This window comes from Mycobacterium sp. 94-17 (assembly GCF_035617725.1).
Classification (GTDB): domain Bacteria; phylum Actinomycetota; class Actinomycetes; order Mycobacteriales; family Mycobacteriaceae; genus Mycobacterium.
On the sequence record NZ_JAPIYN010000035.1, the window covers coordinates 1 to 22,289 of the forward strand.

The window sequence follows — 22,289 nt, forward strand, 5'->3', positions numbered from 1 at the left end:
GTGCTTGAGGAGATGGTGGGTGATCCCGGGCTGCGGCTTTCGGGTATTGGGGTGCTTGGGGCCGGTGAGCGCGCCGGTGTGGAGGCGATGGGGAATCGGGGTGTGTTGGACCAGCCCGCGATGGTGGGGGTGTCGATTCCGGTGTTGTTCGGTGTGCATGTGGCGGCCACCCCGGAGGCGGTGGCGGTCAGTTTCGCGGACCAGACTCTGACGTATCAGGAGTTGGATGAGGCGTCGAATCGGTTGGCGCACTTCCTGGTTGGTGCGGGTGCGGGGGCGGGTGAGTGTGTGGCGTTGTTGGTGGAGCGGTCGGCGCAGGCGGTCGTGGCGATGCTGGCCGTCCTGAAGTCGGGGGCGGCGTATGTGGCGCTGGATCCGGCGTTGCCTGATTCGCGGGTCGCGTTCATGCTCGAGGACGCCGCCCCGTGCGCGGTGATCACCACCGCCATGCTGGCTGGGCGGCTGGACGGCCACGACGTCGCGGTGATCGATCTCAATGATCCCCAGATCACGGCCTGCCCCGACGCGGCGCTACCGGCGCCGGCGCCCGAGGACATCGCTTATCTGATCTACACCTCGGGCACCACCGGCACACCCAAAGGCGTGGCCATCACCCACCGCAACGTGACCCAACTGCTGGAGGACCTCGGCGCTGAATCGCAGGAGGGACGGGCGTGGGCGCAGTGTCATTCCCTGTCGTTCGACTTCTCGGTGTGGGAGGTCTTCGGCGCGCTCCTGTGCGGGGGACGGTTGGTGATCGTGCCCGATTCGGTGACCCGTTCGCCGGAGGACCTGCACGCCTTGCTGGTGAGGGAGCGGGTCAGCGTCCTGAGCCAGACCCCCTCGGCGTTCTACGCGCTGCAAAGCGCCGACGCACTCGCACCCGAGCTGGCAGATCAGCTCAAGCTCGAGACGGTGGTGTTCGGTGGAGAGGCGCTGGAACCGCAGCGCCTGAGGCCCTGGCTAGAACACCACCGGGGATCGCGGCTGATCAACATGTATGGCATCACCGAGACGACGGTGCACGCCTCGGTGCACGAGATCGTCGACGCAGATCTCGACAGCAATGCCAGCCCGATCGGGGTCCCACTGGAACACCTGGCGTTGTTCGTTCTGGACGACTGTCTGCATCCGGTCCCCGCGGGGGTGGTCGGGGAGTTGTATGTGGCCGGGGCCGGCGTCGCCTGCGGGTATGTGGGTCGGGCGGGGTTGACTGCGTCGCGGTTCGTGGCGTGTCCGTTCGGCGGCTTGGGTGCGCGGATGTATCGGACGGGGGACCTGGTGTCGTGGGGTGCCGATGGGCAGTTGGCGTACGTGGGGCGCGCCGATGAGCAGGTCAAGATCCGTGGGTACCGCATCGAACTCGGCGAGGTCCAGGCGGCGCTGAGTGCACTACCCCGGGTCGAGCAGGCGGCGGTGATCGCCCGCGAAGACTCCCCGGGTGATAAGCGCCTGGTGGGCTACATCACCGGCACCGCCGACCCGGCTGGGGCGCGCACCGCGCTGGCCGAGCGGCTGCCCGCCTACATGGTGCCGGCCGCGATCGTCGCCATTAAGGACCTGCCGTTGACGATCAACGGCAAGCTCGACAAACGCGCCCTGCCCGCACCCGAATATACCGACGACGAGCGCTACCGGGCCCCGGGCACTGCCACCGAGGAGATCCTGGCCGGCATCTACGCCGAGGTCCTCGGTGTGGAGCGGGTCGGTGTCGATGATTCCTTCTTCGATTTGGGCGGCGACAGCATCTTGGCCATCCAGGTGGTCGTGCGCGCCCGCATTGCCGGGGTGCGGTGTCGGCCACGCGATATTTTCGTGGAGCAGACGGTGGCCCGGTTGGCGGCGGTGGCCGGGGTCGCCAGCGGCACTGACGATGTGATCGATGCCGACGCCGATACCGATCCAGTGGTCGCGACGCCGATCATGCGGTGGTTGGCCGGTGTGGATGGACCGGTGGACCAGTTCAACCAGGCCATGGTGGTGCAGGCCCCGGCAGGGGTGACCGAGGCCGATGCGGTGGTGCTGGTGCAGGCATTGCTGGATCGGCATGCGATGTTGCGGATGCGTGTGGGTGAGGATTGGTCGTTGAAGGTGGGTGAAGTGGGGTCGGTGGACGCGCGGGGGTGTGTGCAGGCGGTGGAGGAGTTGTCGGAGGCGGCGGTGGTGGCGGCGCGGTCGGGGTTGGATCCGGCGGCCGGGGCGATGGTGCGCGCGGTGTGGGCGCGGGCGACGGGCGAGTTGGCGTTGATCATTCACCACCTGGCCGTCGACGGGGTCTCGTGGCGAATCCTGTTGGAAGACCTCAATATTGGGTGGGCACAGCATCACAGCGGTCAACCGGTGGTGTTGCCGGCGGTGGGGACGTCGTTTGCGCGGTGGTCGTCGTTGTTGGCTGAGTACGCCTATGACCAGCGGGTGCTGGCGCAGGCGGGCGCGTGGCGGGAGGTCGCGGCGACGCCGGCTGTGTTGGCGGATGTGGAGCCTGGGGTGGATACGTTTGCTGCTGCTGGGCATGTGTCGGCGCGGTTGGATGTGGCGACGACTCGGTCGTTGTTGGGGCGGGTCCCAGCGGCGTTTCATGCTGGGGTGCAAGACATTTTGGTGATTGCGTTTGGCGTGGCGTGGGCGCAGTTTGTGGGCGACCCCGCGGCCGTGGTGGGGATTGATGTCGAGGGACATGGGCGTGAGGAGGGGGTGGCCGACGGGGTGGATCTGTCCCGCACGGTGGGGTGGTTTACCGCGAAGTATCCGGTGGCGTTGCGGGTGGGACGTTTGTCGTGGGCGCAGGTGCTGGCGGGGGAGGCGGCATTGGGTGCGGCGGTCAAGGACGCCAAGGAGCAGTTGCGTGCGGTGCCGGATGGGCTGACGTACGGGTTGTTGCGGTATCTGAACGGTGAGGTGGAGTTGGGTGGGGCGGATCCGGTGATCGGGTTCAACTATTTGGGGCGCCTCGGTGGTGCGGGGGTGCGGGGCGATCAGTTGTGGCGGGTGAGTGAGCAGGGTTTGTCGCTGGTGGGTGTGGCGGGTGCGATCGGGATGCCGTTGGCGCACACTGTGGAGCTCAACGCCGCCACGGTGGATGGCGAGGATGGGCCGTCTCTGCAGGCGAATTGGATGTGGGCGCCCTCGGTGCTCGATGAGGCGCAGGTCGAGCGATTGAGTCGGTTGTGGTTTGAGGCTCTGGCCGGTATTTGTGCGCATGTCGAGCGTGGTGGGGGTGGATTGACGCCGTCCGATGTCGTGCCTGCCCGGTTGAGTCAGCAGCACCTTGAGAAGATGCAGCAGCGGTACCAGATCGCGGATGTGTTGCCGCTGACCCCCTTACAGCACGGGTTGCTGTTCCACGCACGGGCGGCGCGAAGCTCGGGCGACGACGCTTATGCGGTGCAGTTGGGTATCGCGGTCAGTGGCCCGCTGGACGCGCCCCGGTTGGGTGAGGCCGTGCGCGTGGTGGTGGGTCGTCATCCCAACCTGGTGGCATGGTTTAGCGAGCAATACGACGAGCCGGTACAGATCATCCCGGCCGACCCGGTGGCGCCGTGGCGCTATCTCGAACTCGACAGCGTCAACGGTGTTGATATCGAGGAGCGGATCGAGCAGGTGTGCGCGGCCGAGCGCGCCGCGGTGTGTGCGTTGGGGGAGCAGCCGGCGTTCCGGGTAGCGGTGATCCGCACCGCACCCGAGAGCTACCGAATTGTGTTGACCAATCACCACATTGCGCTTGACGGGTGGTCGTTGCCGATTTTGTTGGCCGAGATCTTCGCCGGCTACCAGGGCCGGCGGCTGCCCGCACCGATCCCGTATCGCCGGTTCGTCACGTGGCTGGCCGAGCGAGATCTGGAGGCTGCCCGCGCGGCCTGGCACTCGGTGCTGGCCGGGTTTGAGGCCCCCACACTGGTCGGCCCGCCGGATCGGCTGGGTCTCGGGCCGCGAGGCATCGCGTCGTTTACGGTGCCCGAGCAGACCACCCGTGCCGTTGGCGAACTGGCCCGTTCGTGCCACACCACCGTCAACACGGTCTTGCAGGCCGGCTGGGCGTTATTGCTGGCCTCGCTGACCGGCCGGCACGATGTGGCCTTCGGTGCCGTGGTCTCGGGGCGGCCAGCCGAGGTGCCCGGGGCGGAGTCGATGGTGGGGTTGTTGATCAACACGGTGCCGGTCCCCGCCCACCTCACGGCCGCGACCACCGCCACCGACCTGATCGACCAGCTGCAGCGGACGCATCAGCACACGCTCGAGCACCAGCACCTGGGGCTGAGCGAGATCCACCGCATCACCGGCCACGACCGGCTGTTCGACACCGTTTTCGTCTACGAGAACTACCCGACCGACACCGTCACGTCGATGGGCGTCGACGGGCTCAACATCACCGCGTTCGCCAACCGCGACTGCTATCACTATCCGCTGACGATCCAAGCGGGGCCGGGCCGCGAACTGCAACTGCGAGTGCAACACCGCACCGACATTTTCGGCATGGCCGACATCGAAGAACTGATCGAGCGGTATACCCGAGTGCTGGCCGCCATGACCGCCGGACCGGCGCGGCCGCTGTCGGCGCTGGCCGCGCTCAACACTGGTGAGCACGCCTGGGGCAATCGGGTAGCGAGAACCCGCGCCTCGACCACACCGGTGCCGAACCATCACGACACCGGCAACGGCCACAGCGCCCCGGCTGCCCCGATCGAGGAGATCGTTGCCGGCATCTTCGCCCAAGTGCTGGGGATCGACCGTGTCGGCATCGACGAGTCGTTTTTCGACCTGGGCGGGGACTCGCTGTCAGGGCTACGAGCGATCGTCGTGATCAATACGGCCCTGGGCATCGACCTCTCGGTGTCCGCCCTCTTCGACGCGCCCTCGGCGCGAAGCCTGAGTCGGCAGCCGAGCTTCCCGGGCGCGATCACCACATAAACGGCACGGGCCGGTAGCGAACCGTCGGCCGCGCGCGACGACGCCCGGTATGACGAAGGCGCGTCTCACATCAGGAACGCCACGACGATGATCTGCTGCAACGCTTTGGGTTTCCGCCGTCCGCTCACCAGGCGTACGTCTCTGAATCGCAACGTGATTCGTGCGCATCAAGTAGATGCCGGGCATCCGTGTCGGGAGGGAGGACACACCGCCAGAAAAGACCCATCCGTGCATGCCAGAAATTGAAAGTGCCGCTGTCGAAAACAGCATCGACTTTGACTTGCTGGGATGCCGGCTCGTCAAGGAATCTGGGCAGAGCGGGCGGCCGTCCCGGTGGCGTCCACCAAGGTGGTGATCTCCGTCGATCACCAAGTCTGTGTTGGTGTGTGCGCTCAGGGGCGCTGGGAACCGGCTCGCAATGCCGGCCGGGACTGTGAGCTGGTTCACACCCGTAAGCAGACGCGATAGCATCAGCCTTCAAGCCGTCCGCTCGCTGCCACGGCTTGTCTCATCAGCAGAAGGGTGTGACCGATGACCGTGAAGGCCACCAAAAAGACGCTGAGGGCTCTCTCACTTGCCGTAGTTGCGGTCGGTGTGATGCTGGGGTCCTCGGGATGCCTAGTGATCCAAGGCATTCCCTTTATTCCCAGCATAGGTCTTTAGCCGTGCCGGCTCGGGGATAGCGCTTGCTCTCGGGCTCGATTTAAATACCGGATCGCCTCACTGAGACGTTCCTGGGGCGAAACTGTCGCGCACCACTCCCGTCGTGCACCGGCCAGGTGGGCAGAGCGGGCCTGCGCCTCGTCGCGGCGCGTGTCGGTTCGGCGCTGCGCTTCGGGGGAAGCCGTCGCCGTGCGGCGCCGGGACATCAAGAACAAGACGGTCGATGCTCACGAATCGGCCACCGACGTGCCCGGCACGGGCCAGCTCAAGGGGAGCGCCAAGACTCACCGGACCCGTCACGCCCCGACGAAACGCGTAGGACTTGGGTCTCAGTTAACGACTATTAAGTGGCTGCAAACCGTTGACGTGAGATTTCCTGGTGCCCTCGGTGAGATTCGAACTCACACTGGACGGGTTTTGAATCCGTGCTTCTCGCGGTATACCGCCCAGGTCACGGAGGGTGGCTAAGGGAAACCGCAGGTCAAAGATCCTGCCGCCATCGCAGCCATCGGAGCCATTGAAACCAACTGCGGACTGACTGCGGACTGGGATGATTTACGGCCGTTTCGGTCGGTGCCCCTCGGTAGGGTCTGTACCGCATGAGTCAGCGACGGCTGAGGAGACCGCGATGCCTACTACCGATTGGCAGCCAACGGACGAACTGTGTGAGCTGTGCGAGCAACCCAAGTGGGGTCAATTGACCACCCTCCCGACCGCCCAGTCGCCACGGTCCTCGCGCAACGACTGGTACACACGGTGCTTCAATCCCGAATGCGCACTGGGCCGGCTTCCTCAGTAGACAACCTAAACAGCGATCCTGCATCGTCCGTCCAGACCAGGCGAACTAGCGTCGGCACCCGGGCCGCGCCTGAACTTTCAGGAACTAGGGTCGCCCGGTTCTAGTCAGCGGCGGGCGGCGTTGGTTGTGACCGGTCCTCATACATCCACTTCACGGCGTTCCACTGGGCGTCGGTGAGAGGGGCGTCCCACTGCTCGTCCCACACATCGTCGGCGGGGATCACTCGCTGGACCCTGCGGATGGGCGGGGGACCGCGAACTCGACGGGGTCGGCCTCGTTGAGGACCACGTCGGGTGTGTCGTCACGGAACGAGACCGTTAACGCCTCAACGAACGGCTGGGTGGTGTCCGTGCGGAAGCCGTGATTGCTGATGGTGTGGACCGGGTGCCAGGTGGCGGGATCCTCGGAGTCGCCGTCGATACGCAGCCACATCGACCAGCCTTTGAGGCAGGGGTGTGTGAGGTTCTGGGCGGCGCAACGGAACGCATCGAGGATCACGAGGTTCAGGTTACGGCGCACGTACGACACTTAATGACGCGACAGGTCAATGCTGGACCGGTATACCAGGGGCAACGCCCAGGAACGGGCGATGGCCGAGGCGCAACGGCTCAACTTGGGGAATTTGTAGAAGCAGAATTGTTCGGGGTGTCCATCCCTGCCAGGGCGGTCATTGGTCAGTCTGCAGCACGGATTTTGACGCCAGCCACTGCAATTGCAAGGGCAGCTACCCAGCCTAAAAGCGTCCAACCGAGGAACAGGTTGATCACTGCCACCGACAGCGCATTAGGGATGCCTCTAAGTGCGGCGATGATCGTCGGCAGAAAGTAGAAAGCGAGCGCCAGCAGCACTCCGACGACCCAAAGCAGAACAACTCCAAAACCGGGCCAGGTCATGACCCAGTCGCCGCCGAATATCGCGACGTACAGCATGACTGCCCAGATCGCGCCCAGCGCGGCAATTGCCGTACCAACGATGTCGCCTGTCTTGCCCATCGTCTCACCCCCTGCGCCCGGCTCGGACGGCAGCTTATCGGGCCGCTGTGCGTTTTACATGAATTCGTCAGAAGCTCATCGCAGTCCGGCAACGCAACCGGAGCCTAGGTCCTCGTCCGGCGTTTCAGCTTTGCGTCACACTGCTCGCATGCGAATGTCGACTCGCTCTGTGGGACTGTCTGGACATGTTGGCACTGGTGGCACCGCACCTTGCTGGATGTGCCACGCGGAATCATCGTCTCGTGTGCGACGGGAAGAGGGAAGCGGTAGCCGCAATGCTTGCAGACCTTGGCGGCAGCGAGGATTGTTTCGGCGCAGTCTGGGCATTGTTTGGTTGGCGCTTGGACCGCGGCCTTGGCGGTGCCGCCATTGACTGCGCGCGCCGGCAAGTCGGCCCATTCTCTGCCATTCCAGAAAAATCGCTGGCTGCTACTGCCATCTGGGTCGGGGTACCAACCGGACGGCGGAAGACCGGGAGGTTGAGCCCGCAGGAACAGTTCAATGATCACACCGATCACGCCGAGCAAGCCGCCCAGCAGCAGGCCCTCGGTCCAGCGGCGATTCTTCGACTTGGCGATTGCCGCCCCGATGGCTACGCAGAACAGCCACACCAAGATTGCAGTTTCCAAGTCCACTGACCCCCTTGTCGCCAAACGGGAAGCGGAGGCAACTGGCTGCTGCCGCTTGGCAATTCGCAGCGTATGTGCCTGACGGAATACTCACATCGTGAATGGTGAAAATCGCCTGCGAACAGTCCAGGTCACCGACTAATCTGTCAGCGCGCTGGGGCAATGCCTCGTCGAGGGTGGGACTGAGGTCTGCATTCGGGGCAGCCAGGGCAGCCACTTCGACTTCGGAATCGAAGGCACAGCCGCAGGCCCACGACGGGGGCCAGACCGAACAGGAGCAGGACCATGACGATTCGTAGGCCCTTGGTGATGATTGGTGTCGCGGCGGCTGCCGCTGCCCTCAGCGCCTGTGTACCCATCGCCGACAAGAACTATCACGGCAGCGTGGGTGACACTGGGGCACCCAGTAGTGTTTCCACCCCGTCAGTGCCGGCCTACCCGGTCACACTTAGCGGCACCGGTGAGCAGGTCAAAACAGCCGACCTGGTAGCTCATGGTTACACCGTCACCTACCAGGCATCCAGTTGGACAATGATCGTGTCGCCGGTGCAAGCCGACGGCAGCGACGGCAGCGCGCTTATCAACGCCTTCGGGCAGGACTCATCCTCTGGCGTTACCGGCACCACCACATACCGCGCCACCGGGCGCACCACCTTGCATATATCCAACACCCAGGGGCCCTGGAGCCTGACCTTCACGCCGCTGTCATAGCTGACGGTCAGCTCAAATCTTCGACCTTCGCCGTGGGAGCGTTGGTCTTAACCGACTCGATGCCCTTCTCCGCACCACCCTTAGTGTCGTAAGCCTGACTTGCGGCGATGATCTCGCCGTTGGCTGCTTTGAGGTGGAACCAGAATTTGCCGGCTTTGTCCTTGCTGATCTCGAACTTGGCCGCCATCGCAGTTCTCCTTGTCCGTCGGGGAGTCCACTCTGGGGATCTTTCCCGGTATGGGGTGAGTCCTGCAACGGGTTCGTTTGACGGTGAGCCCCGCACCGGAGACCGTGGTGCGGGGCGCGGGCCGCGTTCCACTGCTGGTGGCGCTTTCGCAGAGGTCGAACACCCCGCTAGTGGTCATTGCTCGAAAGGTCGTTTGAAATCGACCATCCCAGGACCTGACGAGCCCCCTCAAAGTCGTGGGCGGACACCTAATAGGCCGATGGCGTAGATGAGGCCGGGCCATGGTTTTGGGTATGTATAGGTCAGCTCACCCAGCCCCCAGCGAGGAGAAGCGCCCATGGCCAACGTCTATGTCGAACCTCGACCTAAAGGCCGCGATGGAGACCCCATGACACATCACGTCGTCGAAGACCACGCCGACAGCGAACTCCACCGCGCCCAGACGCAGCAGGCGGCTATCGACTGGGCAAAACAGCGGGGCCATTCACCGCTCGTGGCCCGCGTTCGACACCTCAGTGACAAAAAGAAACCGGATCAGTGGCGGCCCGCCTAGCGGCGGGGCGTAGGTAGGTAGGTGCGTCCCCAGACGCGGGCCAAGCTGGCGTTGGTTCCTCGGCGTTCTGAGCGCGTATCTTTACTTACGTGCTGCCTTTTGGAGCTGCTGTCGATGGGTTACCAGCGGGCTCGGCGCTCCTGGTCGTGAAACGGGGTTCCAACGCCGGAGCCCGATTCCTGCTGGATCGCCCGATCACGTCGGCGGGACGACATTCCAAAAGCGACATCGTCCTAGACGACGCCTCAGTGAGCGGCCGACACGCGGAATTCCGTTGGGAGAACGACGAACTGCACGTAGTTGATTTCGGTAGCCCCAATGGCACCTATGTCAACCGGGAGCTGGTGGAGACGGCCACGCTGGCCAACGGGGACGAAGTCTGTATTGGCAGCTTTCGCCTGGTTGTGTTGAAATCCCGCTAGGACAGAGAGCGCGCAGCGACAACAGCGACCAGCTCAGGGGCAAAGGTCCTGCTGTGCGTACGTCACCACCGTGCCGGCTTCGGCATTGCTTGCCTGGTAGCCAGCGTGACCGAGATGAGCGACGAGCCAATCACGTGCAGCATCATGGGTTGCGCCACCATGTAATTTGGCGCAGACATCGTTCCCGACAGCAATCAGACCCGAGTCCGGTATCGCCGGATGCACCATGCCCGGCGCGTGAAGATCGGCCAGATATTGGTTGTCATCCGCGTGGCCCGTCGGTGCCTGCAATGCTGATATGCCCAGCGCAACGGCGAGAACTGTGAACGATGAGCCGAAGAGCTTCCTTACGTCACGGGTCATGGTCTATCACGCTAGTGGAATGAGAGGGATCGCCGCGTAGAAGTCGCTCCCGTCGCGGAGACTGGTGCGACGGGGGCCAAGGCCGCAAGTCAACATGCGGGGATGGTGCGTCAATGGGAGCATCAACTGCTGCTTGGTCGTCGGGGGTGACCGGGGCCGCGCGAGGAGGACGGTTAGTCACCGCGATACGGTGCGTCGGAGAGTTCAATCCAGACACGGTCCAAGTCGTATCCGTTGACGGCTAAGAAGGCACGCAATGCGCGTTTATCGTGAATCGTCCCGCCCGGCCCGATGTAAACCCAGGCGACCGCTTCCGGATTGAATTTCAGATTCAGATAAGGGACCAGGCGAGTTCCCTCCCGAAAGTGAAGGAAGTTCGCGTACCACTTGACGTATCTGGAAACGATTGCGCGCCACTCTTTCTCTTCGACAAACGCGCCGTGTTTCACGGTAGCCAGTTTGGGAAAAATGAATTTGAATGAGCCGGTGAGGCCGCTTGTGCCTATGGATGAGGTCGGCAGGCCAGCGAAGTAGTCGTGTACTTCTTTTTCGAGTTGTTGGAGCGCCGGCTCACCGTAACCCACCTGGATGATGTTCCCTACCGGCATTTCATCACCCTCGGTTATTAGTTGGTTGAGGCCCTCTCTGGTGAAGCCGATTGAGTAGCCGCGCCCGCCGTAGCCGCGCCACTGACTGAGTTGATCGGGCTTCTCCGTAAAGCAGGCGACGTACGTCGCGCCCTCGAATACAGTACGGGCATTACCTTCGAGGTTGTAGTCCGCCTTGTTGAACCTGTGCAAAGCGGATTTTGCCTCATCCATCAAACCCATTCGTCGGCGCTCCGGTGAACCCGCCGGGTGGTTTTGTATCTCATGCTCCTTGACCCGGTTCTCCAAAAAGACTTCGACTCTGCCCGCTGCGTAAGTTATTTCCGATGAGTCGTTGAGGAACGCAGAGTCGGTCGCTCGAATACAGCGGTTTTCTAGGATTCCTTGAAGCCCGGCGGTGGTTGTGTAGTGAAAAAGGCAATCTTCGAGTTGGGGATGGTTTGGCACCGTCATCGCAGGCCGGCACCGTTCAGCAGTCGGCAGGTCTGGCCCAGCGGCGGCCCGTAGGCCGTGACGTCGCATCGTCGACACGTCCATGTCATGTGCCCGCCGCGCTGACCACACCCGCAGGGGGCATGTCCGACGAGCACTTGGCCCGGGCCGAGTGGGTGGCCATGCGGGCAGCACTCCGGCGGCAACGCCATCCATTCACCATCGACGCTGCGGACGATGCTGCCGACCGGTGGGCTCATAACCCCATTGTGCCGGTGATCTTCTACGCGGTGTTCTTCACTACTCGGGGTTGTGTAGTCGGAGCCGGGTTTGGTGTTCGGGTGCGGGGGTGCCATCGGGCCGGACACCTTTGAGGTAGTCCAGCTGGTAGCCGGATCGCGGCGGGTTGGTTTTGACGCCGTCGCGCCAGTTCTCAAACTGTCGACGGAGGTCGGGGTCGGCCTCGGCGAGGGGCCGGATGCGGGGTCGGAATTGTTCGAGTTCACCGCGGCGCTGGGGGACGACCATGCAAATCGGTTCACCCTGTTCGAAGGTGACCCACTTGTTGGGTTTGGTGATCTTCCAGTTCATGGTGAACGGTGCCGGCGTCCAGTCGGTCTCCACGACACCTTCGAGTGGGGTGATCCCATGTTTGGGGTGGTTGGCTGGCCCGCGCACCAGCAGGTTGTAGCCGGGTGGGGTGCGGAACAGGAATGGCAGCGTCCAGGTCAGCACGCCTTGCCCGAACGTGGATTTCGGGAAGGCGGGTTGGCCGGGGATCACGCCGCTGCCGGTGGTGAGGGCCTGGGTGTAGACGTCGGCGATCTGCTGGTCTCGGAATTCGAAGTTCAGGCCGTAGTTGTCGTCGCCGCCATTCCACCGCACGCGGAACCAGGCGTTGTTAATGATCGTCCAGCCGCTCTGGTTGGCGATCAGCATCGGAAGACAGTGGTTGGCGTGCGAGCCCATCCATTCGCGGCCGGGCGCGGCGGGGACGATCTGCAACCCGTGGTTGTCCCACAGTTCGTAGCAGGTGAGTTCCACGGTGGTGATCCTCGCATGGTGGGGTGACTTTTTTGTGGTCGACCCGTTCCGATAGATGCCACCCGACTGGCACGTACATTCGTGTACTACGTTGCGGTGCAAGGGATTTAGTACAACGATGTGTAAGGTGCCACCCGCGTGTCTTGTGGGTGTTTGTACGGCAAACCGGTGAATGCTGATCGTCATGACCAACAGCAAAAACCACACCAACATCGTCTGGCGCACCATGGGCGTCCCAGACGAACTCCACGCGGAGATCGGCGAAATATCCCGCGCCGAAGAGCGAAGCAGGCACGTCGTCGTGAAACGTGCCCTCGCCGCCTACCGCCAGCAGCAGTCTGAAACGGCGGCAGCCCGAACATGAAAACGCCGCCCCTTGGTAGTTGGGGCGGCGGTTCCGGCGAAGTTGTGTGGAGACGCCTTCGCCATAAGGTTAGCACGAACCCCGCTGCCCCCCAAACATTTCCGTTATTCCGGTCAAGCATGTCGCGGCGCTGGAACGAAACCGGATGCACCCCGAGAGAAGCAGGGGAGCGATGAGCACGGTTATCGAGTTGCCGACCGCAGACCGGGATTACGGGCAGCTGCTGCAGGATGAGTTAGCCGAACAGGCGGTACTCGGCTCGATGATGATGAGCCCAGCGGCCATTACCGATGTGCAAGGGCTGCTGCTGTCCGACGACTTTTATCGCCCCGCACACCAGAACATCTACGCCGCGATCATGGCGGTGCATGGGCGCGGTGAACTGGCCGATGCGATCCTGGTGGCCAAAGAGTTGGGCCGGCGGAAACTGTTGCGCCGGGTCGGCGGTGCCCCGTATCTGCACACGCTGATCGAGATGGTCCCCACCGCCACCAACGCCAACTCCTACGCCGAGATGGTGGCCGAGAAAGCGCTGCTGCGGCGGTTAGTCGAGACCGGTACCAGGCTCACGCAATACGGCTACGCGGGTGCAGATGGCAGCGACGTCGCCGAGGTGCTCAACCTGGTGCAGGCCGAAGTTCAGACGCTGATGGACAGTCGGCGACAGGTCGGCGAGCCGCCGGTGGATAGCTGGGCACCGATCAACCTGGAACCCTGGCTATCCGGTGATCTACAGCCACCCGAACCGACACTCGGGATCTCCCGAACTGACGGGCTGCGGCTGCTTTACGAGGGCCGTGAACACGCGGTCCTCGGTGAAACCGAGTCTGGGAAAACATGGTTCGCGGCCGGATGTGTGGCCGCCGAACTACTCGCCGGCAATCACGTCGTCTATATCCACTACGAGGAGAGCGACCCGGCAAGCACCCTCGAACGGCTACGCCTGCTCGACGTAGACCCCACGGTGCTGCTGGCGCGTCTCCACTTCTACGGACCCGACAAGCCGCCGCTGCCCCAGCACGTCAACGCCATGCTGACACCGACACCGACGCTGGTGATCCACGACGGCGTCAACGAAGCCATGTCGATGATGGGTGCCGAAATCAAGGAGGCCGAAGGCGCTTCCAGTTTCCGGCGGCAGCTCATCACGCCGTTCCGCCGCATGGGAGCCGCTGTGCTGGTTTGTGACCACCTACCGCTCGCTCACGACCCGAGCCGACGAGACGCCTTCGGCTCCGTCCACAAAGGCAACGCGTTGGACGGCGCGAGGATCATGCTGACGAACACCGAGCCGTTCGGACGGAACATGCGCGGTTCCTCCAAAGTCATGGTGACCAAAGACAGGCCGGGGCAACTCCGCGCCAACGGCGAGGCGACGCAACATCCCGGCATCACCTTCATGGGCCAGTTGGTCATCGACGACGCGGTCAACGGCCCAGATTTCATGATGCGGTTCTACGCACCCAGGGCCGGTGCCGCCGCTGACGCCGACCCGGTCAACGAGTTGGCCGAACTGGCTGAGTTGATCTACGTGGTGGTCGCTTCGCTGCCCGACCAGACCGTCAGTTCGTTGGAGATGCTCTATAGCCACGTACGCGCAGCCAAAATTCAAGCTCGGGAAAAGAACATTAAGCAGGCCGCTACAGATCTTGTTCGGGACAACCGGTTCGTCGAAGTGTCCGGCAAACGCGGCGCATCTGGTTTCCGCGCTGTTGGACCTCCGCCCGAGGAATCCGACGAATGACCGTCTACGACCCCTGCCCGGACCCCCGCCCAGACCTCCGCCCGTCTAAAGACAGGGCGGGAGGGCGGAGGTCTGGACGGGGGACCTCCGCCGTCCGCCGGGCGGAGGTGGGCGGAGGTGGGCGGAGGTCGCGACAGGCAGACAACAGATCAAAGACAGCAAACAGGGAGGAAACACCACGGATGATCAGCACGCCTCAGGAGATGACCGTCACCGAAATCTCCGGGGCAGGCGTCTTGTCCGTGATTGTCCGTGACCCCGAATTTCGCTGCCCCGGGTGCGGTCGTGCGCCGTGGCCCTGCTATCCCGGTTGTTCCCCAATCCGAGACCGGCAGCGGATAGTTCAGCGACGGATCGCAGAGTTCGACGAAGGAAAGACACAATGATCGCCCACCGCGGCGGCTACCTCCCGCGCCCCGTGTGCGCGAGTTGCGGCGCACGCCTTGCATCACCGGCTGCCAGGAACGCTCAACTTTGCTACCGCTGCCGGTCGAAACTGCCTGAGCCCGAACAGATCACATGCGAAACGAGGAGTGCCGATGGGGTTGCCTGACAAGTGCCGGGTGGTTGGCTGCGGCCGGCCGCAGCAAGGCGAGCCACTCTGCGAAACGCACTGGCGTCACTTCTTTGGGGGCTACTGCATGGTCGATGCGTGCGACATCAAGCCGCGCGGCGACGATGCCTTTGCCTGCCAGCGACACGTGTGGACATGGCAGCGGGCGGACGATCGGGTTACCCCGACCGCCGAGACCGCAGAACCAGTGCCTCCGACCGGAAGCGAAGCCAGCGGGCGCGGATGCACGATGGCCAACTGCCACCACTCTCATTACGCACGCGGTTTTTGCCAGATGCACTACCGGCGCTGGAACATTCATGGTGATCCGACGATCGTACTGAAGTCGGGACGCAAGCCGGGTGCCCCATGAGTGACGCCCCGATGGTCACCGCCCGACAGGTTCGCCTGCTTCTGATTCTGTTCTCTGAGGCTGGAATTCGTGACCGCGATCAACGCCTGGCCGTCACGTCCCGTCTGGTTGGCCGCCAAGTGCATAGCAGCAACGACCTCACCATCGCCGAAGCCAGCGCGCTCATCGACGAGTTGAAAGCGGCGGTGGACCACCGCGATAGGGAAACACGATGAAGCTTGCGGGTCGGGTCAAACTCACCGCCTGGTCGTCATCCATGGCACAGGATTGCCGGAATGCAAGGAGCGTCAAGATCCGCACTCTACGGGGAGCGCCACCTGCCTGGCCCGCACCACAACCACAACCACAACCAGGAGTTCTTGTTCAAGGAGTTCTTATGCATAGGGAGCAGCACTACCTCGATCAGGCAGCGCGCATGTACGCCGACTACACAAGCGGCTTGGTGATCACCGAGATTGCCGCGAAATGGGGCGTCTCCATCTCTACCGTCTATTCGCGGTTGCAGCGTGCAGGGCTACCGTTGACACGGAACGACCTCGCCGGACCCCGTCAGCGTCCAGGCAAAACACGTGACCAAAAAAGATACGAGCCGTGCGGATGGTGCAAGAAGCGCACGGCGCTATCCGAACTCGGCGCGGATCGGCTATGTGACGATTGTGCGGGTCGCCACGAAAAGTCAGGGGTGGTGGGGGTGACGTGGCATGAGCCGACCGGGAAGTGGCGCGCCCGAGTTAAGCACAACGGCAACAGCATTCATGTTGGTTTGTTCAGCGACCTCGCTGAGGCTGAGGCTGCGGTTACCGCTAAACGCGCTGCGCTGCAGAACTATTCGTCGTCGTCGCCCTAATTCGGCTGATAACCCCGAAAACAGGATCCATAAAGTACCGCTCGCCTTGCCATGTCATGCCCTGGCAACCGCATAGCCCGCTCGACCGCTCCGACTGGCGATACACCGGTCGTCCAGTATTCTTTCCCACCTCGACCGGTGTATCACCGTGCCGGCATTCGTTGCGGCTGTGGCGAAAAGCGTAGTGCTGGCATGACTCGCAGACCCCGACCGGTGTCATATCGTCTGCGGCTGCCTCTAGGTCGTCACCGACATCGCCATGCAGTGACCGCCAAGAGTCACCGTCGCCTGTCTTCCTCGCCCAGTCGGTCACAGTCCGGCACCTAACGGGTCGGTGTCGTTCGGTAGCGGATCTTCCATGCCTTGAGTGCGCCAGAGGCAACTAGCCTTGAAATGTGACATCGCCACCAACGGATCCGCGGAGGCCACCGCAAGCGAGGTCACCCGCGAGTAGGTGATATACCACGGGCGCTGCAATGAGGGATGAACGAGCATGCTTCCTTGGGCGTTTCCGCCGATCGCGACGGCGCGCATCGCGATGATCTCAGCGAGGCTCTCCTGGTTGTTCGGCGCGTAGGCATGGAGATGTACAACAACGTCGTAGAGGAACCCATCCGGCCGCAGCACACCACCACCAGCCTGGACCCGCAGGAAACCGGAGACCGCCGCGATGTCTTGATCCCGACCAGGTTTCGGCACCCGCGTCGCAACGGGGGTGGGTGCCATGTGTTGGCCGAAGTAGGCGACCGCCAGCCCTTGGACGGGTGGCGGGAACAACGTCGGCCAGGCTGGCTCATTGTTCTGCGCCGACACATACGGCGGGGCGGGCGGGTACGGCCCGTTCGGCGTGGTCATCCCGCCACCGACGCGGTGAGCGCGCCACCACCCGACAAGCAGCCCCATCGGTGATGCGGATAGCCTTTGATACGGACCTCGATGCAACGCTGGCCGACGCGACCACCCTGCGTGCCAACCAGATTCATCACGTCGTAGCGGCAACCCTCGTCCCCACCCGACACCCAAACCGTCGCGCTGGTCGCCGTATAGCCACCGTCACGGATGGTCAGCGCAGCAAGCCCAGCCTCGGGACGCGCCGCCACCACCACCCACGACGAGGTGATGATCGCATCCCCATTCGGAACCCAATCAGACCAATCGTTTTCGTAGTCCAAAACTTCGTAGAGGCCTTGGGTGTACTGCTTCGGGCTCGGCACCAACGGGTAGGGCAGCCCGAGTTTCGCGGCGCGCATCGAGGTCGTCGAGACCGGGTATGGCCACGGGATCGTCATGTGACCCGCCTAATCCGGACAAGCCCGCCAAAGCATTTACTGAACAACGGCCACGGCGAGGTGCCACTGTCGATGGCCATCCCGTCTACGACGAAGCGGTAGCCACTGCCGTCGATCCACTCGCCGTCTTCGTCGAACTCGGGGTAGAGCACCACCACGTCGCCGGTGTTGAAAACCTGGGGCTCCGCTGTGCTCATGTGGAGTTCTGTGTCCACGCGGTCGACAAACTCGGCGCTGTGAATTGTCTTTGATGACCCGCGAATCCGCCCGATTTGACTCAAAGATTGGTATCGCCTTTTAATTGCGGGCAATTCCTCAATCAGATTATTGCCAGTGTCTCGGTCGGTCTCAGCGACCACGACATGCGGCAGGTGAATCACGTCGTACGGCGACGGTATCAGCGATCCCATCAGCTAGTGATCCCGATCCTGAAATTCGCTAACCGGGCGATCTGCTCCTCATTGAGGTTGACCCCGCCGTTCATGCTGGTCTGAACCCTAAACCCGATGGGCGCTTCAACCATCTTGGTATTACCGCGCAGCGCCATCGCGGATTCAGCCAGCTCGAAGGCCACTTCTTTAACGTCGACGGGGAGCTCCATCCACCCGTGACTGAGCGTGATGGAGGCATATCCCGGGCTGGTCACCGGCAGGTAGTACGGGTCGCTGCCGAGCACGTAAGCGCCCTGATACCAGCCGTCATTCCAAAACCATTGGGCCGTCCGCTCGATATATCCGGCTTCGTGCCATAGGAATTCGTCGGGCTGCAAGGTGTGCGGGTGTGCACCGTGATAGATGGTGACCTGTTCAACGTTCGTCACGTGGCGTGACGGCAGCATGATCACACCGTGGTTGCCGATCTTGACCTTGTGCACCGTCTCAGTGCGATTCGGGGCCAGATGCCACCCACAAAAACGCCGTATCAATTCCCCTGCAGCACGCAGGAACCATTCGGGGTCATCCGCTTGGTAGCGACCCCAGTCGGGATCCTTGTCGGTGACGAGCGGCGGCAACGGATCAACACACGGCTCAGTCATTACTCACCCACGAACTCAGCCGCACGACCCGGTCGTACATCTTCGCGTCGAAGATCCGGTAGGCCTCTTTCAAAGCGACTAGGGGTGCCAGTTGCTCTTGGGTGCGTAGAGCGGTTGCGATTGCCGCCAACTCATCTTCACTGATCTCGGTTTTCTTGTCGCTGCACTCGTGGGCCAGGTAATGCAACTCAGCCACCCGATGCCTCGCCCCATTCACCCTCTTCTTGCCCGATTCGATGATCACCTCAAGACCGGTATCGGCCCAGTTAGGAATCACCACACCTGGTTCACGGCTGTCAGTCATGTCGTCTCCGTTCCGTTGTCGTTGCTGCCGCCCTGACCTCTGAGCTTCGCGCGCGCGGCAGCCAACCGTTCAGACGTGAACGCCGGCCGCGCCGCACGCCCCGGCAACGCAGGCATCGACGGCAACAGCCGCTCACTCAAAACCTTCCGATCGACCTGGACCGGCTTCTGCGCATCCGCGACAGCCTGGGCGTTGGCCCGCGCCTCCGCCGCGACCGGCACCGCAGCACGCAGGGCAACAACCAACTCCTCTACATCCATGTGGCGGACATGCGAATTAAGTTGGATCTCGCCTGACGGGTTGACCGACACCTGCGTCCTCTTGTACGTGACGCAATGCCAGTTGCCTTGGAACTCGTGATGGATCACCGGGTGCTCCGTGGTGTCGACGTCCCCACCGCAGTCGGCGCAATGCGCGACCTCACGGGACGGGTTAACGATCTTCACGACTTCACGGTATGGCTAGTTTTCCGGTGCAGCGCAGCGGAACACGCACCAGGACATTGCGTTCAAGCGCGACTACGGCAAACCGTCGGAGACGGGAGGAACTACTCTGCCCGACGGCCTTGGTCAGTCGGTTCCGGTGCGGCCCGCAACCGACATTGCCAAGGCAGCCACCCAGCCTAAGAACGTCCAACCTAGAAAGACGTTGATCACAACCACCGGCCCGATATTAGGGATCTGTCTGTAGGCGGCAACACCTGTCGGCAGAAAGTAGAGGCCGAGGCCAAGAGCAGTGAGCGCCACAAAAACGAAAACACGAGGAGCCGAGATGTCGCCGCTATCGCTAAAAAATATGGCTTTGTACAGGAAGACGGCCCACGCGGCGGCCAGCACGACAAGCACCCAGCCGACAATCGCGACCGCTCTCTCCACACTCACGGAAGCACCCTAGATCCGAACAGCCCCACCCGCAGGGTTTTTCACAAAAAGCCATATGAGAACCACGCCAAGCCCCTACGCTCCGAATCATGAACCGGATGAACGGTATGCCCCGGCGAGTATCACCCATAGCCATGATCGTCGCCGCGACTGTAGCGGCCTGCGTACCGGTACCCGACAAGGACTACCACGGCAGCGTCGGCACCACCGACAGCAGCACTTACCAAACACCTGCGGTGCCGGCCTATCCGGTCGACGTCAGCGGCAGCGGTGAACAGGTAAAAACGGCGGACCTCGTGGCCACCGGCTACACCGTCGCGTATAAGGCGACGAGCAACTGCCTGATCGTGTCACCCGTGCAAGCTGACGGCAGCGACGGCCCCGCCGTGGTCACCCACTGCGCCAGCGGCGACGACCCCGTCAGCGGAACCACCACCTTCCACGCGCGCGGCCGGACCACCCTCCACGTCTGGAACACCGACGGCAACTGGGCACTGCGGTTCACCCCACTCTCGTGAGCCGCGATGCTTTAATCGGCGAGTGGGGGTACCAATGAACTACCAGGGCCAGCCTGAGCGAGTTCTCGCAACAATCGGCGACATCGCGATCTCACCACACTGGGTCATGACACCCACAGGCCCACACCCGCTGCACGGCTCAGTGTGGACCGTCACCGACATGTGGCACTGGCAGGAAAACATCTCGACAACAGGTGTCGTCCTCACAATTATCTTCATCTGGTTTTGCCTACTCGGACTGCTGTTCCTGCTCATGAAAGACAGCCATATGGTGGGCCACATCCAGGTCACCGTCCAAGGACCAGGCTTCTACCACTCGACAACAGTCCCGGTCAGAGACCGTGACTCGGTGGCACAGGTGCACCGGATGGTGAACTACGCGCGAGCAATCACCGCCGCAGCCTGAGCGGTCGCCTGGCGGTTGGTCAGTGAGGTGCCTCGGTTAGATGACGGTCGGAACTGTCGAAGGAGCAGATCATGGCCCAACCGGGCTGGTATCCAAATCCCAATGGGGACAAGCGCAGCGAAGCTTACTGGGACGGTAAGCGGTGGACGACTACTCGGCCATTTTCGCAGCAGCAGACTGTGCAGCCGGGCGCAGCGGCAGCGGGGTGGTATCCAAGCAGCCAAGTTCCCGGGTCGTGGCAGTACTGGGATGGCCAGCGTTGGACGGGCCACCCCGCTCCGGCCAGCCCACCGCCGCAGGGAATTAACCTTAAGCCGTTGCTCTTCGCGATACTGGCGGTGCTTGCGGTCATCGCGGTTGTGCTACTGAGCACTAAGCCTTGGGAGAGTGAAGGATACAAGCACTGTGTGGCCGAACAGAAGGCCCAGGCTGGCGGAAGCTCGAACGTCAACTCACAGCTTAAGAGCGGTATCGAAGACTACTGTCACCGCAACTACGACTAGCCCAGAACTCGGACGCATGTGCGGCCCAGTCTTATCGGCACCCGCTGCACAGCCCGTCAACGTCCAACTGCGGGGCAGGGAAGTCTTCCCAGCACCCACCGCACGACTCGTATAAGACCCGTGGCCGCTTCTGCCCACGAAGCCGCCGCAGCGCCCCAGAAACGCCCTGCTGCGTCATACCCAGATGAGCAGCAATCTGACTCTGCGGCAAGCCACGCCGGTCCAACTTCACAATCAAGGCATCCTGCTGCGCATCGTTCATCCCACGCGCGGCAAATCGAGCCTCAGCATCCATCACCCGACGATAAAAGCCGCCACCACCAAACGATGACAACGCCACGCCGAATGCGCCCAGCGCACCCCAAAAATGCGAATAACCCGAATAATCTCCCAATACAAACAGTTAGCTGAAATACGGCTCATTCACCCGGCCCGAGTTAGCTATAGCCCGAATTAGCCGACACTACGCTGACTTGGCAGTTAAAAGTTAGCTGAGACCACAACCCGCACGTCACACCTGGTTAGCCACCGTGGTAACGGGAAAAGCGTTGGCAGCACTGCCGGGGGGGTATTCCATCCCATCCTGCGGTGCGCCGCGGCGATTTCCATAAGCTTTGCCGGCGTTCGCGGTAGTGGTCGCATGCGTTCCCTATGTGAGCGCGTCTACGTGCATCGCCGCTGGTAATAGCCCTTCTGATGTGTCCTGGCCGGCCTGGCATGGTGGGGCTGGCTGTGTGGACCAGCTGGTGGCGGGGATGTGTACCGCGGGATGTGTCGCGGTCGGGCAGGTGGTCACGGGGAAGTGTTCGGAGCTGTGGCGGGGTTGGTGGCCGCTGGGCATAGCCGGCGGGTTTGTGTGTTTGCTATTGCCCGCTAATTGGTTCTGTTTATTGTTTGCTGATGCTTGCTTCTGGGGGATTTTGGGCGCATAATTTATGTATCGGCTTAACCGGCCGGGAGCGTCGCCCGTCAGAGGGGCATCGGCTCCGCGCGGCAGTGGTGCGGGGCATTGCAAGCGGCTTAATAAAGGTGAGCGCCGCTGAATACTGAGTGTGACTCCACCACACAGCGGAGTTTCTGTGTGGGTTGCGTCCACCAAGGTGGTGTACGAGCCGGGCCGTGAAGTGAGAACCGGCGTGTCGTAGCCGGACGAATGAGGG

26 protein-coding genes and 2 pseudogenes are annotated in these 22,289 nt (G+C 62.8%); 13 read left to right on the forward strand and 15 right to left on the reverse strand.

The features are described from left to right. The first annotated feature begins 15 nt into the window (after positions 1 to 15). Positions 16 to 4,908: a non-ribosomal peptide synthetase gene (locus tag OQ789_RS25150; RefSeq protein WP_324689091.1), complete on the forward strand. Its 4,893-nt coding sequence runs from the start codon at positions 16 to 18 to the stop codon at positions 4,906 to 4,908. 1,681 nt (positions 4,909 to 6,589) lie between these two features. Here OQ789_RS25150 and OQ789_RS25155 read toward each other — a convergent pair. The 3 genes from OQ789_RS25155 to OQ789_RS25165 all read right to left on the reverse strand — a co-directional run bounded on the left by OQ789_RS25155 (position 6,590) and on the right by OQ789_RS25165 (position 7,973). Continuing rightward, entirely contained in the window at positions 6,590 to 6,889 is a 300-nt protein-coding gene (locus OQ789_RS25155) for a hypothetical protein (protein ID WP_324689050.1), read from the reverse strand. Positions 6,890 to 7,044: 155 nt separating this feature from the next. Further along, positions 7,045 to 7,362 carry a superinfection immunity protein gene (locus OQ789_RS25160; protein ID WP_324689052.1) on the reverse strand — a complete coding sequence of 106 codons (318 nt, stop codon included), beginning with the start codon at positions 7,360 to 7,362 and terminating at the stop codon, positions 7,045 to 7,047. Between the two features lie 104 nt (positions 7,363 to 7,466). Continuing rightward, positions 7,467 to 7,973: a zinc ribbon domain-containing protein gene (locus tag OQ789_RS25165; RefSeq protein ID WP_324689092.1), complete on the reverse strand. Its 507-nt coding sequence runs from the start codon at positions 7,971 to 7,973 to the stop codon at positions 7,467 to 7,469. A gap of 303 nt (positions 7,974 to 8,276) precedes the next feature. On the opposite strand from OQ789_RS25165, the gene OQ789_RS25170 reads away from it, so the two are divergent. Beyond that, positions 8,277 to 8,702, forward strand: coding sequence for a hypothetical protein (locus OQ789_RS25170; protein ID WP_324689053.1), 426 nt, complete (start codon positions 8,277 to 8,279; stop codon positions 8,700 to 8,702). A gap of 7 nt (positions 8,703 to 8,709) precedes the next feature. Here the strand turns inward: OQ789_RS25170 and OQ789_RS25175 are convergent, their stop codons facing one another. Further along, complete coding sequence (locus tag OQ789_RS25175; protein ID WP_324689055.1) at positions 8,710 to 8,889, reverse strand: YegP family protein; 180 nt, start codon at positions 8,887 to 8,889, stop codon at positions 8,710 to 8,712. 337 nt (positions 8,890 to 9,226) lie between these two features. Here OQ789_RS25175 and OQ789_RS25180 point away from each other — a divergent pair, with 337 nt between their 5' ends. Beyond that, complete coding sequence (locus OQ789_RS25180) at positions 9,227 to 9,442, forward strand: hypothetical protein (RefSeq protein ID WP_324689056.1); 216 nt, start codon at positions 9,227 to 9,229, stop codon at positions 9,440 to 9,442. Between the two features lie 104 nt (positions 9,443 to 9,546). Beyond that, positions 9,547 to 9,864, forward strand: a pseudogene (locus OQ789_RS25185) (FHA domain-containing protein); the annotation flags it as partial. 33 nt (positions 9,865 to 9,897) lie between these two features. Here the strand turns inward: OQ789_RS25185 and OQ789_RS25190 are convergent. From OQ789_RS25190 to OQ789_RS25205, 4 genes are all read right to left on the reverse strand, one after another. Beyond that, positions 9,898 to 10,227 carry a DUF732 domain-containing protein gene (locus tag OQ789_RS25190; RefSeq protein WP_324689057.1) on the reverse strand — a complete coding sequence of 110 codons (330 nt, stop codon included), beginning with the start codon at positions 10,225 to 10,227 and terminating at the stop codon, positions 9,898 to 9,900. Positions 10,228 to 10,400: 173 nt separating this feature from the next. After that, the gene (locus tag OQ789_RS25195) at positions 10,401 to 11,288 is read right to left on the reverse strand and encodes a DUF2971 domain-containing protein (RefSeq protein WP_324689059.1); all 888 of its coding nucleotides are present in this window, start codon (positions 11,286 to 11,288) and stop codon (positions 10,401 to 10,403) included. After that, on the reverse strand, positions 11,285 to 11,527 hold the full coding sequence (locus tag OQ789_RS25200; protein ID WP_324689061.1) for a hypothetical protein: 243 nt from the start codon (positions 11,525 to 11,527) through the stop codon (positions 11,285 to 11,287). The genes OQ789_RS25195 and OQ789_RS25200 overlap by 4 nt, the downstream gene beginning before the upstream one ends. Positions 11,528 to 11,567: 40 nt before the next feature. Then, positions 11,568 to 12,311 carry a DUF6065 family protein gene (locus OQ789_RS25205; RefSeq protein ID WP_324689063.1) on the reverse strand — a complete coding sequence of 248 codons (744 nt, stop codon included), beginning with the start codon at positions 12,309 to 12,311 and terminating at the stop codon, positions 11,568 to 11,570. A 184-nt stretch (positions 12,312 to 12,495) separates the two neighbouring features. Here OQ789_RS25205 and OQ789_RS25210 point away from each other — a divergent pair, with 184 nt between their 5' ends. From OQ789_RS25210 to OQ789_RS25230, 5 genes and pseudogenes are all read left to right on the forward strand, one after another. Continuing rightward, positions 12,496 to 12,675 (forward strand): ribbon-helix-helix protein, CopG family, encoded by a 180-nt coding sequence (locus tag OQ789_RS25210; protein WP_324689065.1) that lies wholly within the window; start codon positions 12,496 to 12,498, stop codon positions 12,673 to 12,675. A gap of 172 nt (positions 12,676 to 12,847) precedes the next feature. Further along, a pseudogene (locus tag OQ789_RS25215) lies at positions 12,848 to 13,336 on the forward strand (DnaB-like helicase N-terminal domain-containing protein); the annotation flags it as partial. Positions 13,337 to 14,958: 1,622 nt separating this feature from the next. Next, positions 14,959 to 15,345: a hypothetical protein gene (locus OQ789_RS25220; protein WP_324689067.1), complete on the forward strand. Its 387-nt coding sequence runs from the start codon at positions 14,959 to 14,961 to the stop codon at positions 15,343 to 15,345. After that, positions 15,342 to 15,560 carry a hypothetical protein gene (locus tag OQ789_RS25225; protein ID WP_324689069.1) on the forward strand — a complete coding sequence of 73 codons (219 nt, stop codon included), beginning with the start codon at positions 15,342 to 15,344 and terminating at the stop codon, positions 15,558 to 15,560. Before OQ789_RS25220 ends, OQ789_RS25225 begins: the two co-directional genes overlap by 4 nt. Positions 15,561 to 15,721: 161 nt before the next feature. Continuing rightward, a complete protein-coding gene (locus OQ789_RS25230; protein ID WP_324689071.1) occupies positions 15,722 to 16,192 on the forward strand; it encodes a hypothetical protein in 471 nt (156 codons plus the stop codon). Positions 16,193 to 16,501: 309 nt separating this feature from the next. On the opposite strand, the gene OQ789_RS25235 is transcribed toward OQ789_RS25230, so the two are convergent. From OQ789_RS25235 to OQ789_RS25265, 7 genes are all read right to left on the reverse strand, one after another. Beyond that, entirely contained in the window at positions 16,502 to 17,047 is a 546-nt protein-coding gene (locus OQ789_RS25235) for a hypothetical protein (RefSeq protein ID WP_324689073.1), read from the reverse strand. Beyond that, positions 17,044 to 17,481: a hypothetical protein gene (locus OQ789_RS25240; protein ID WP_324689075.1), complete on the reverse strand. Its 438-nt coding sequence runs from the start codon at positions 17,479 to 17,481 to the stop codon at positions 17,044 to 17,046. Before OQ789_RS25240 ends, OQ789_RS25235 begins: the two co-directional genes overlap by 4 nt. Then, on the reverse strand, positions 17,478 to 17,678 hold the full coding sequence (locus OQ789_RS25245) for a hypothetical protein (RefSeq protein WP_324689077.1): 201 nt from the start codon (positions 17,676 to 17,678) through the stop codon (positions 17,478 to 17,480). The genes OQ789_RS25240 and OQ789_RS25245 overlap by 4 nt, the downstream gene beginning before the upstream one ends. A 212-nt stretch (positions 17,679 to 17,890) precedes the next feature. Next, complete coding sequence (locus OQ789_RS25250) at positions 17,891 to 18,517, reverse strand: hypothetical protein (RefSeq protein ID WP_324689079.1); 627 nt, start codon at positions 18,515 to 18,517, stop codon at positions 17,891 to 17,893. Further along, positions 18,510 to 18,821, reverse strand: coding sequence for a hypothetical protein (locus tag OQ789_RS25255; RefSeq protein ID WP_324689080.1), 312 nt, complete (start codon positions 18,819 to 18,821; stop codon positions 18,510 to 18,512). The genes OQ789_RS25250 and OQ789_RS25255 overlap by 8 nt, the downstream gene beginning before the upstream one ends. After that, positions 18,818 to 19,267 carry a hypothetical protein gene (locus tag OQ789_RS25260; RefSeq protein ID WP_324689081.1) on the reverse strand — a complete coding sequence of 150 codons (450 nt, stop codon included), beginning with the start codon at positions 19,265 to 19,267 and terminating at the stop codon, positions 18,818 to 18,820. The genes OQ789_RS25255 and OQ789_RS25260 overlap by 4 nt, the downstream gene beginning before the upstream one ends. A 123-nt stretch (positions 19,268 to 19,390) precedes the next feature. Beyond that, positions 19,391 to 19,702, reverse strand: a complete 312-nt coding sequence (locus OQ789_RS25265; RefSeq protein ID WP_324689082.1) for a superinfection immunity protein — start codon at positions 19,700 to 19,702, stop codon at positions 19,391 to 19,393. Positions 19,703 to 19,836: 134 nt separating this feature from the next. On the opposite strand from OQ789_RS25265, the gene OQ789_RS25270 reads away from it, so the two are divergent. The 4 genes from OQ789_RS25270 (at position 19,837) to OQ789_RS25285 (ending at position 21,460) form a co-directional block, all read left to right on the forward strand. Then, positions 19,837 to 20,220 carry a hypothetical protein gene (locus tag OQ789_RS25270; RefSeq protein ID WP_324689084.1) on the forward strand — a complete coding sequence of 128 codons (384 nt, stop codon included), beginning with the start codon at positions 19,837 to 19,839 and terminating at the stop codon, positions 20,218 to 20,220. A 34-nt stretch (positions 20,221 to 20,254) separates the two neighbouring features. After that, positions 20,255 to 20,626 carry a hypothetical protein gene (locus tag OQ789_RS25275; protein WP_324689086.1) on the forward strand — a complete coding sequence of 124 codons (372 nt, stop codon included), beginning with the start codon at positions 20,255 to 20,257 and terminating at the stop codon, positions 20,624 to 20,626. Between the two features lie 71 nt (positions 20,627 to 20,697). Continuing rightward, a complete protein-coding gene (locus tag OQ789_RS25280) occupies positions 20,698 to 21,129 on the forward strand; it encodes a DUF2510 domain-containing protein (RefSeq protein ID WP_324689088.1) in 432 nt (143 codons plus the stop codon). 184 nt (positions 21,130 to 21,313) lie between these two features. Beyond that, complete coding sequence (locus OQ789_RS25285) at positions 21,314 to 21,460, forward strand: hypothetical protein (protein ID WP_324689089.1); 147 nt, start codon at positions 21,314 to 21,316, stop codon at positions 21,458 to 21,460. Positions 21,461 to 22,289: the final 829 nt, after the last annotated feature.

Excerpts from the sequence above, each read along its gene's own strand:
- OQ789_RS25160 (WP_324689052.1), bottom strand. The coding sequence starts at position 7,362 with ATGGGCAAGACAGGCGACATCGTTGGTACGGCAATTGCCGCGCTGGGC.
- OQ789_RS25170 (WP_324689053.1), top strand. The coding sequence starts at position 8,277 with ATGACGATTCGTAGGCCCTTGGTGATGATTGGTGTCGCGGCGGCTGCC.
- OQ789_RS25175 (WP_324689055.1), bottom strand. The coding sequence starts at position 8,889 with ATGGCGGCCAAGTTCGAGATCAGCAAGGACAAAGCCGGCAAATTCTGG.
- OQ789_RS25180 (WP_324689056.1), top strand. The coding sequence starts at position 9,227 with ATGGCCAACGTCTATGTCGAACCTCGACCTAAAGGCCGCGATGGAGAC.
- OQ789_RS25190 (WP_324689057.1), bottom strand. The coding sequence starts at position 10,227 with ATGACCCGTGACGTAAGGAAGCTCTTCGGCTCATCGTTCACAGTTCTC.
- OQ789_RS25195 (WP_324689059.1), bottom strand. The coding sequence starts at position 11,288 with ATGACGGTGCCAAACCATCCCCAACTCGAAGATTGCCTTTTTCACTAC.
- OQ789_RS25200 (WP_324689061.1), bottom strand. The coding sequence starts at position 11,527 with ATGAGCCCACCGGTCGGCAGCATCGTCCGCAGCGTCGATGGTGAATGG.
- OQ789_RS25210 (WP_324689065.1), top strand. The coding sequence starts at position 12,496 with ATGACCAACAGCAAAAACCACACCAACATCGTCTGGCGCACCATGGGC.
- OQ789_RS25220 (WP_324689067.1), top strand. The coding sequence starts at position 14,959 with ATGGGGTTGCCTGACAAGTGCCGGGTGGTTGGCTGCGGCCGGCCGCAG.
- OQ789_RS25225 (WP_324689069.1), top strand. The coding sequence starts at position 15,342 with ATGAGTGACGCCCCGATGGTCACCGCCCGACAGGTTCGCCTGCTTCTG.
- OQ789_RS25230 (WP_324689071.1), top strand. The coding sequence starts at position 15,722 with ATGCATAGGGAGCAGCACTACCTCGATCAGGCAGCGCGCATGTACGCC.
- OQ789_RS25235 (WP_324689073.1), bottom strand. The coding sequence starts at position 17,047 with ATGACCACGCCGAACGGGCCGTACCCGCCCGCCCCGCCGTATGTGTCG.
- OQ789_RS25240 (WP_324689075.1), bottom strand. The coding sequence starts at position 17,481 with ATGACGATCCCGTGGCCATACCCGGTCTCGACGACCTCGATGCGCGCC.
- OQ789_RS25245 (WP_324689077.1), bottom strand. The coding sequence starts at position 17,678 with ATGAGCACAGCGGAGCCCCAGGTTTTCAACACCGGCGACGTGGTGGTG.
- OQ789_RS25250 (WP_324689079.1), bottom strand. The coding sequence starts at position 18,517 with ATGACTGAGCCGTGTGTTGATCCGTTGCCGCCGCTCGTCACCGACAAG.
- OQ789_RS25255 (WP_324689080.1), bottom strand. The coding sequence starts at position 18,821 with ATGACTGACAGCCGTGAACCAGGTGTGGTGATTCCTAACTGGGCCGAT.
- OQ789_RS25270 (WP_324689084.1), top strand. The coding sequence starts at position 19,837 with ATGATCGTCGCCGCGACTGTAGCGGCCTGCGTACCGGTACCCGACAAG.
- OQ789_RS25275 (WP_324689086.1), top strand. The coding sequence starts at position 20,255 with ATGAACTACCAGGGCCAGCCTGAGCGAGTTCTCGCAACAATCGGCGAC.
- OQ789_RS25280 (WP_324689088.1), top strand. The coding sequence starts at position 20,698 with ATGGCCCAACCGGGCTGGTATCCAAATCCCAATGGGGACAAGCGCAGC.
- OQ789_RS25285 (WP_324689089.1), top strand. The coding sequence starts at position 21,314 with ATGAGCAGCAATCTGACTCTGCGGCAAGCCACGCCGGTCCAACTTCAC.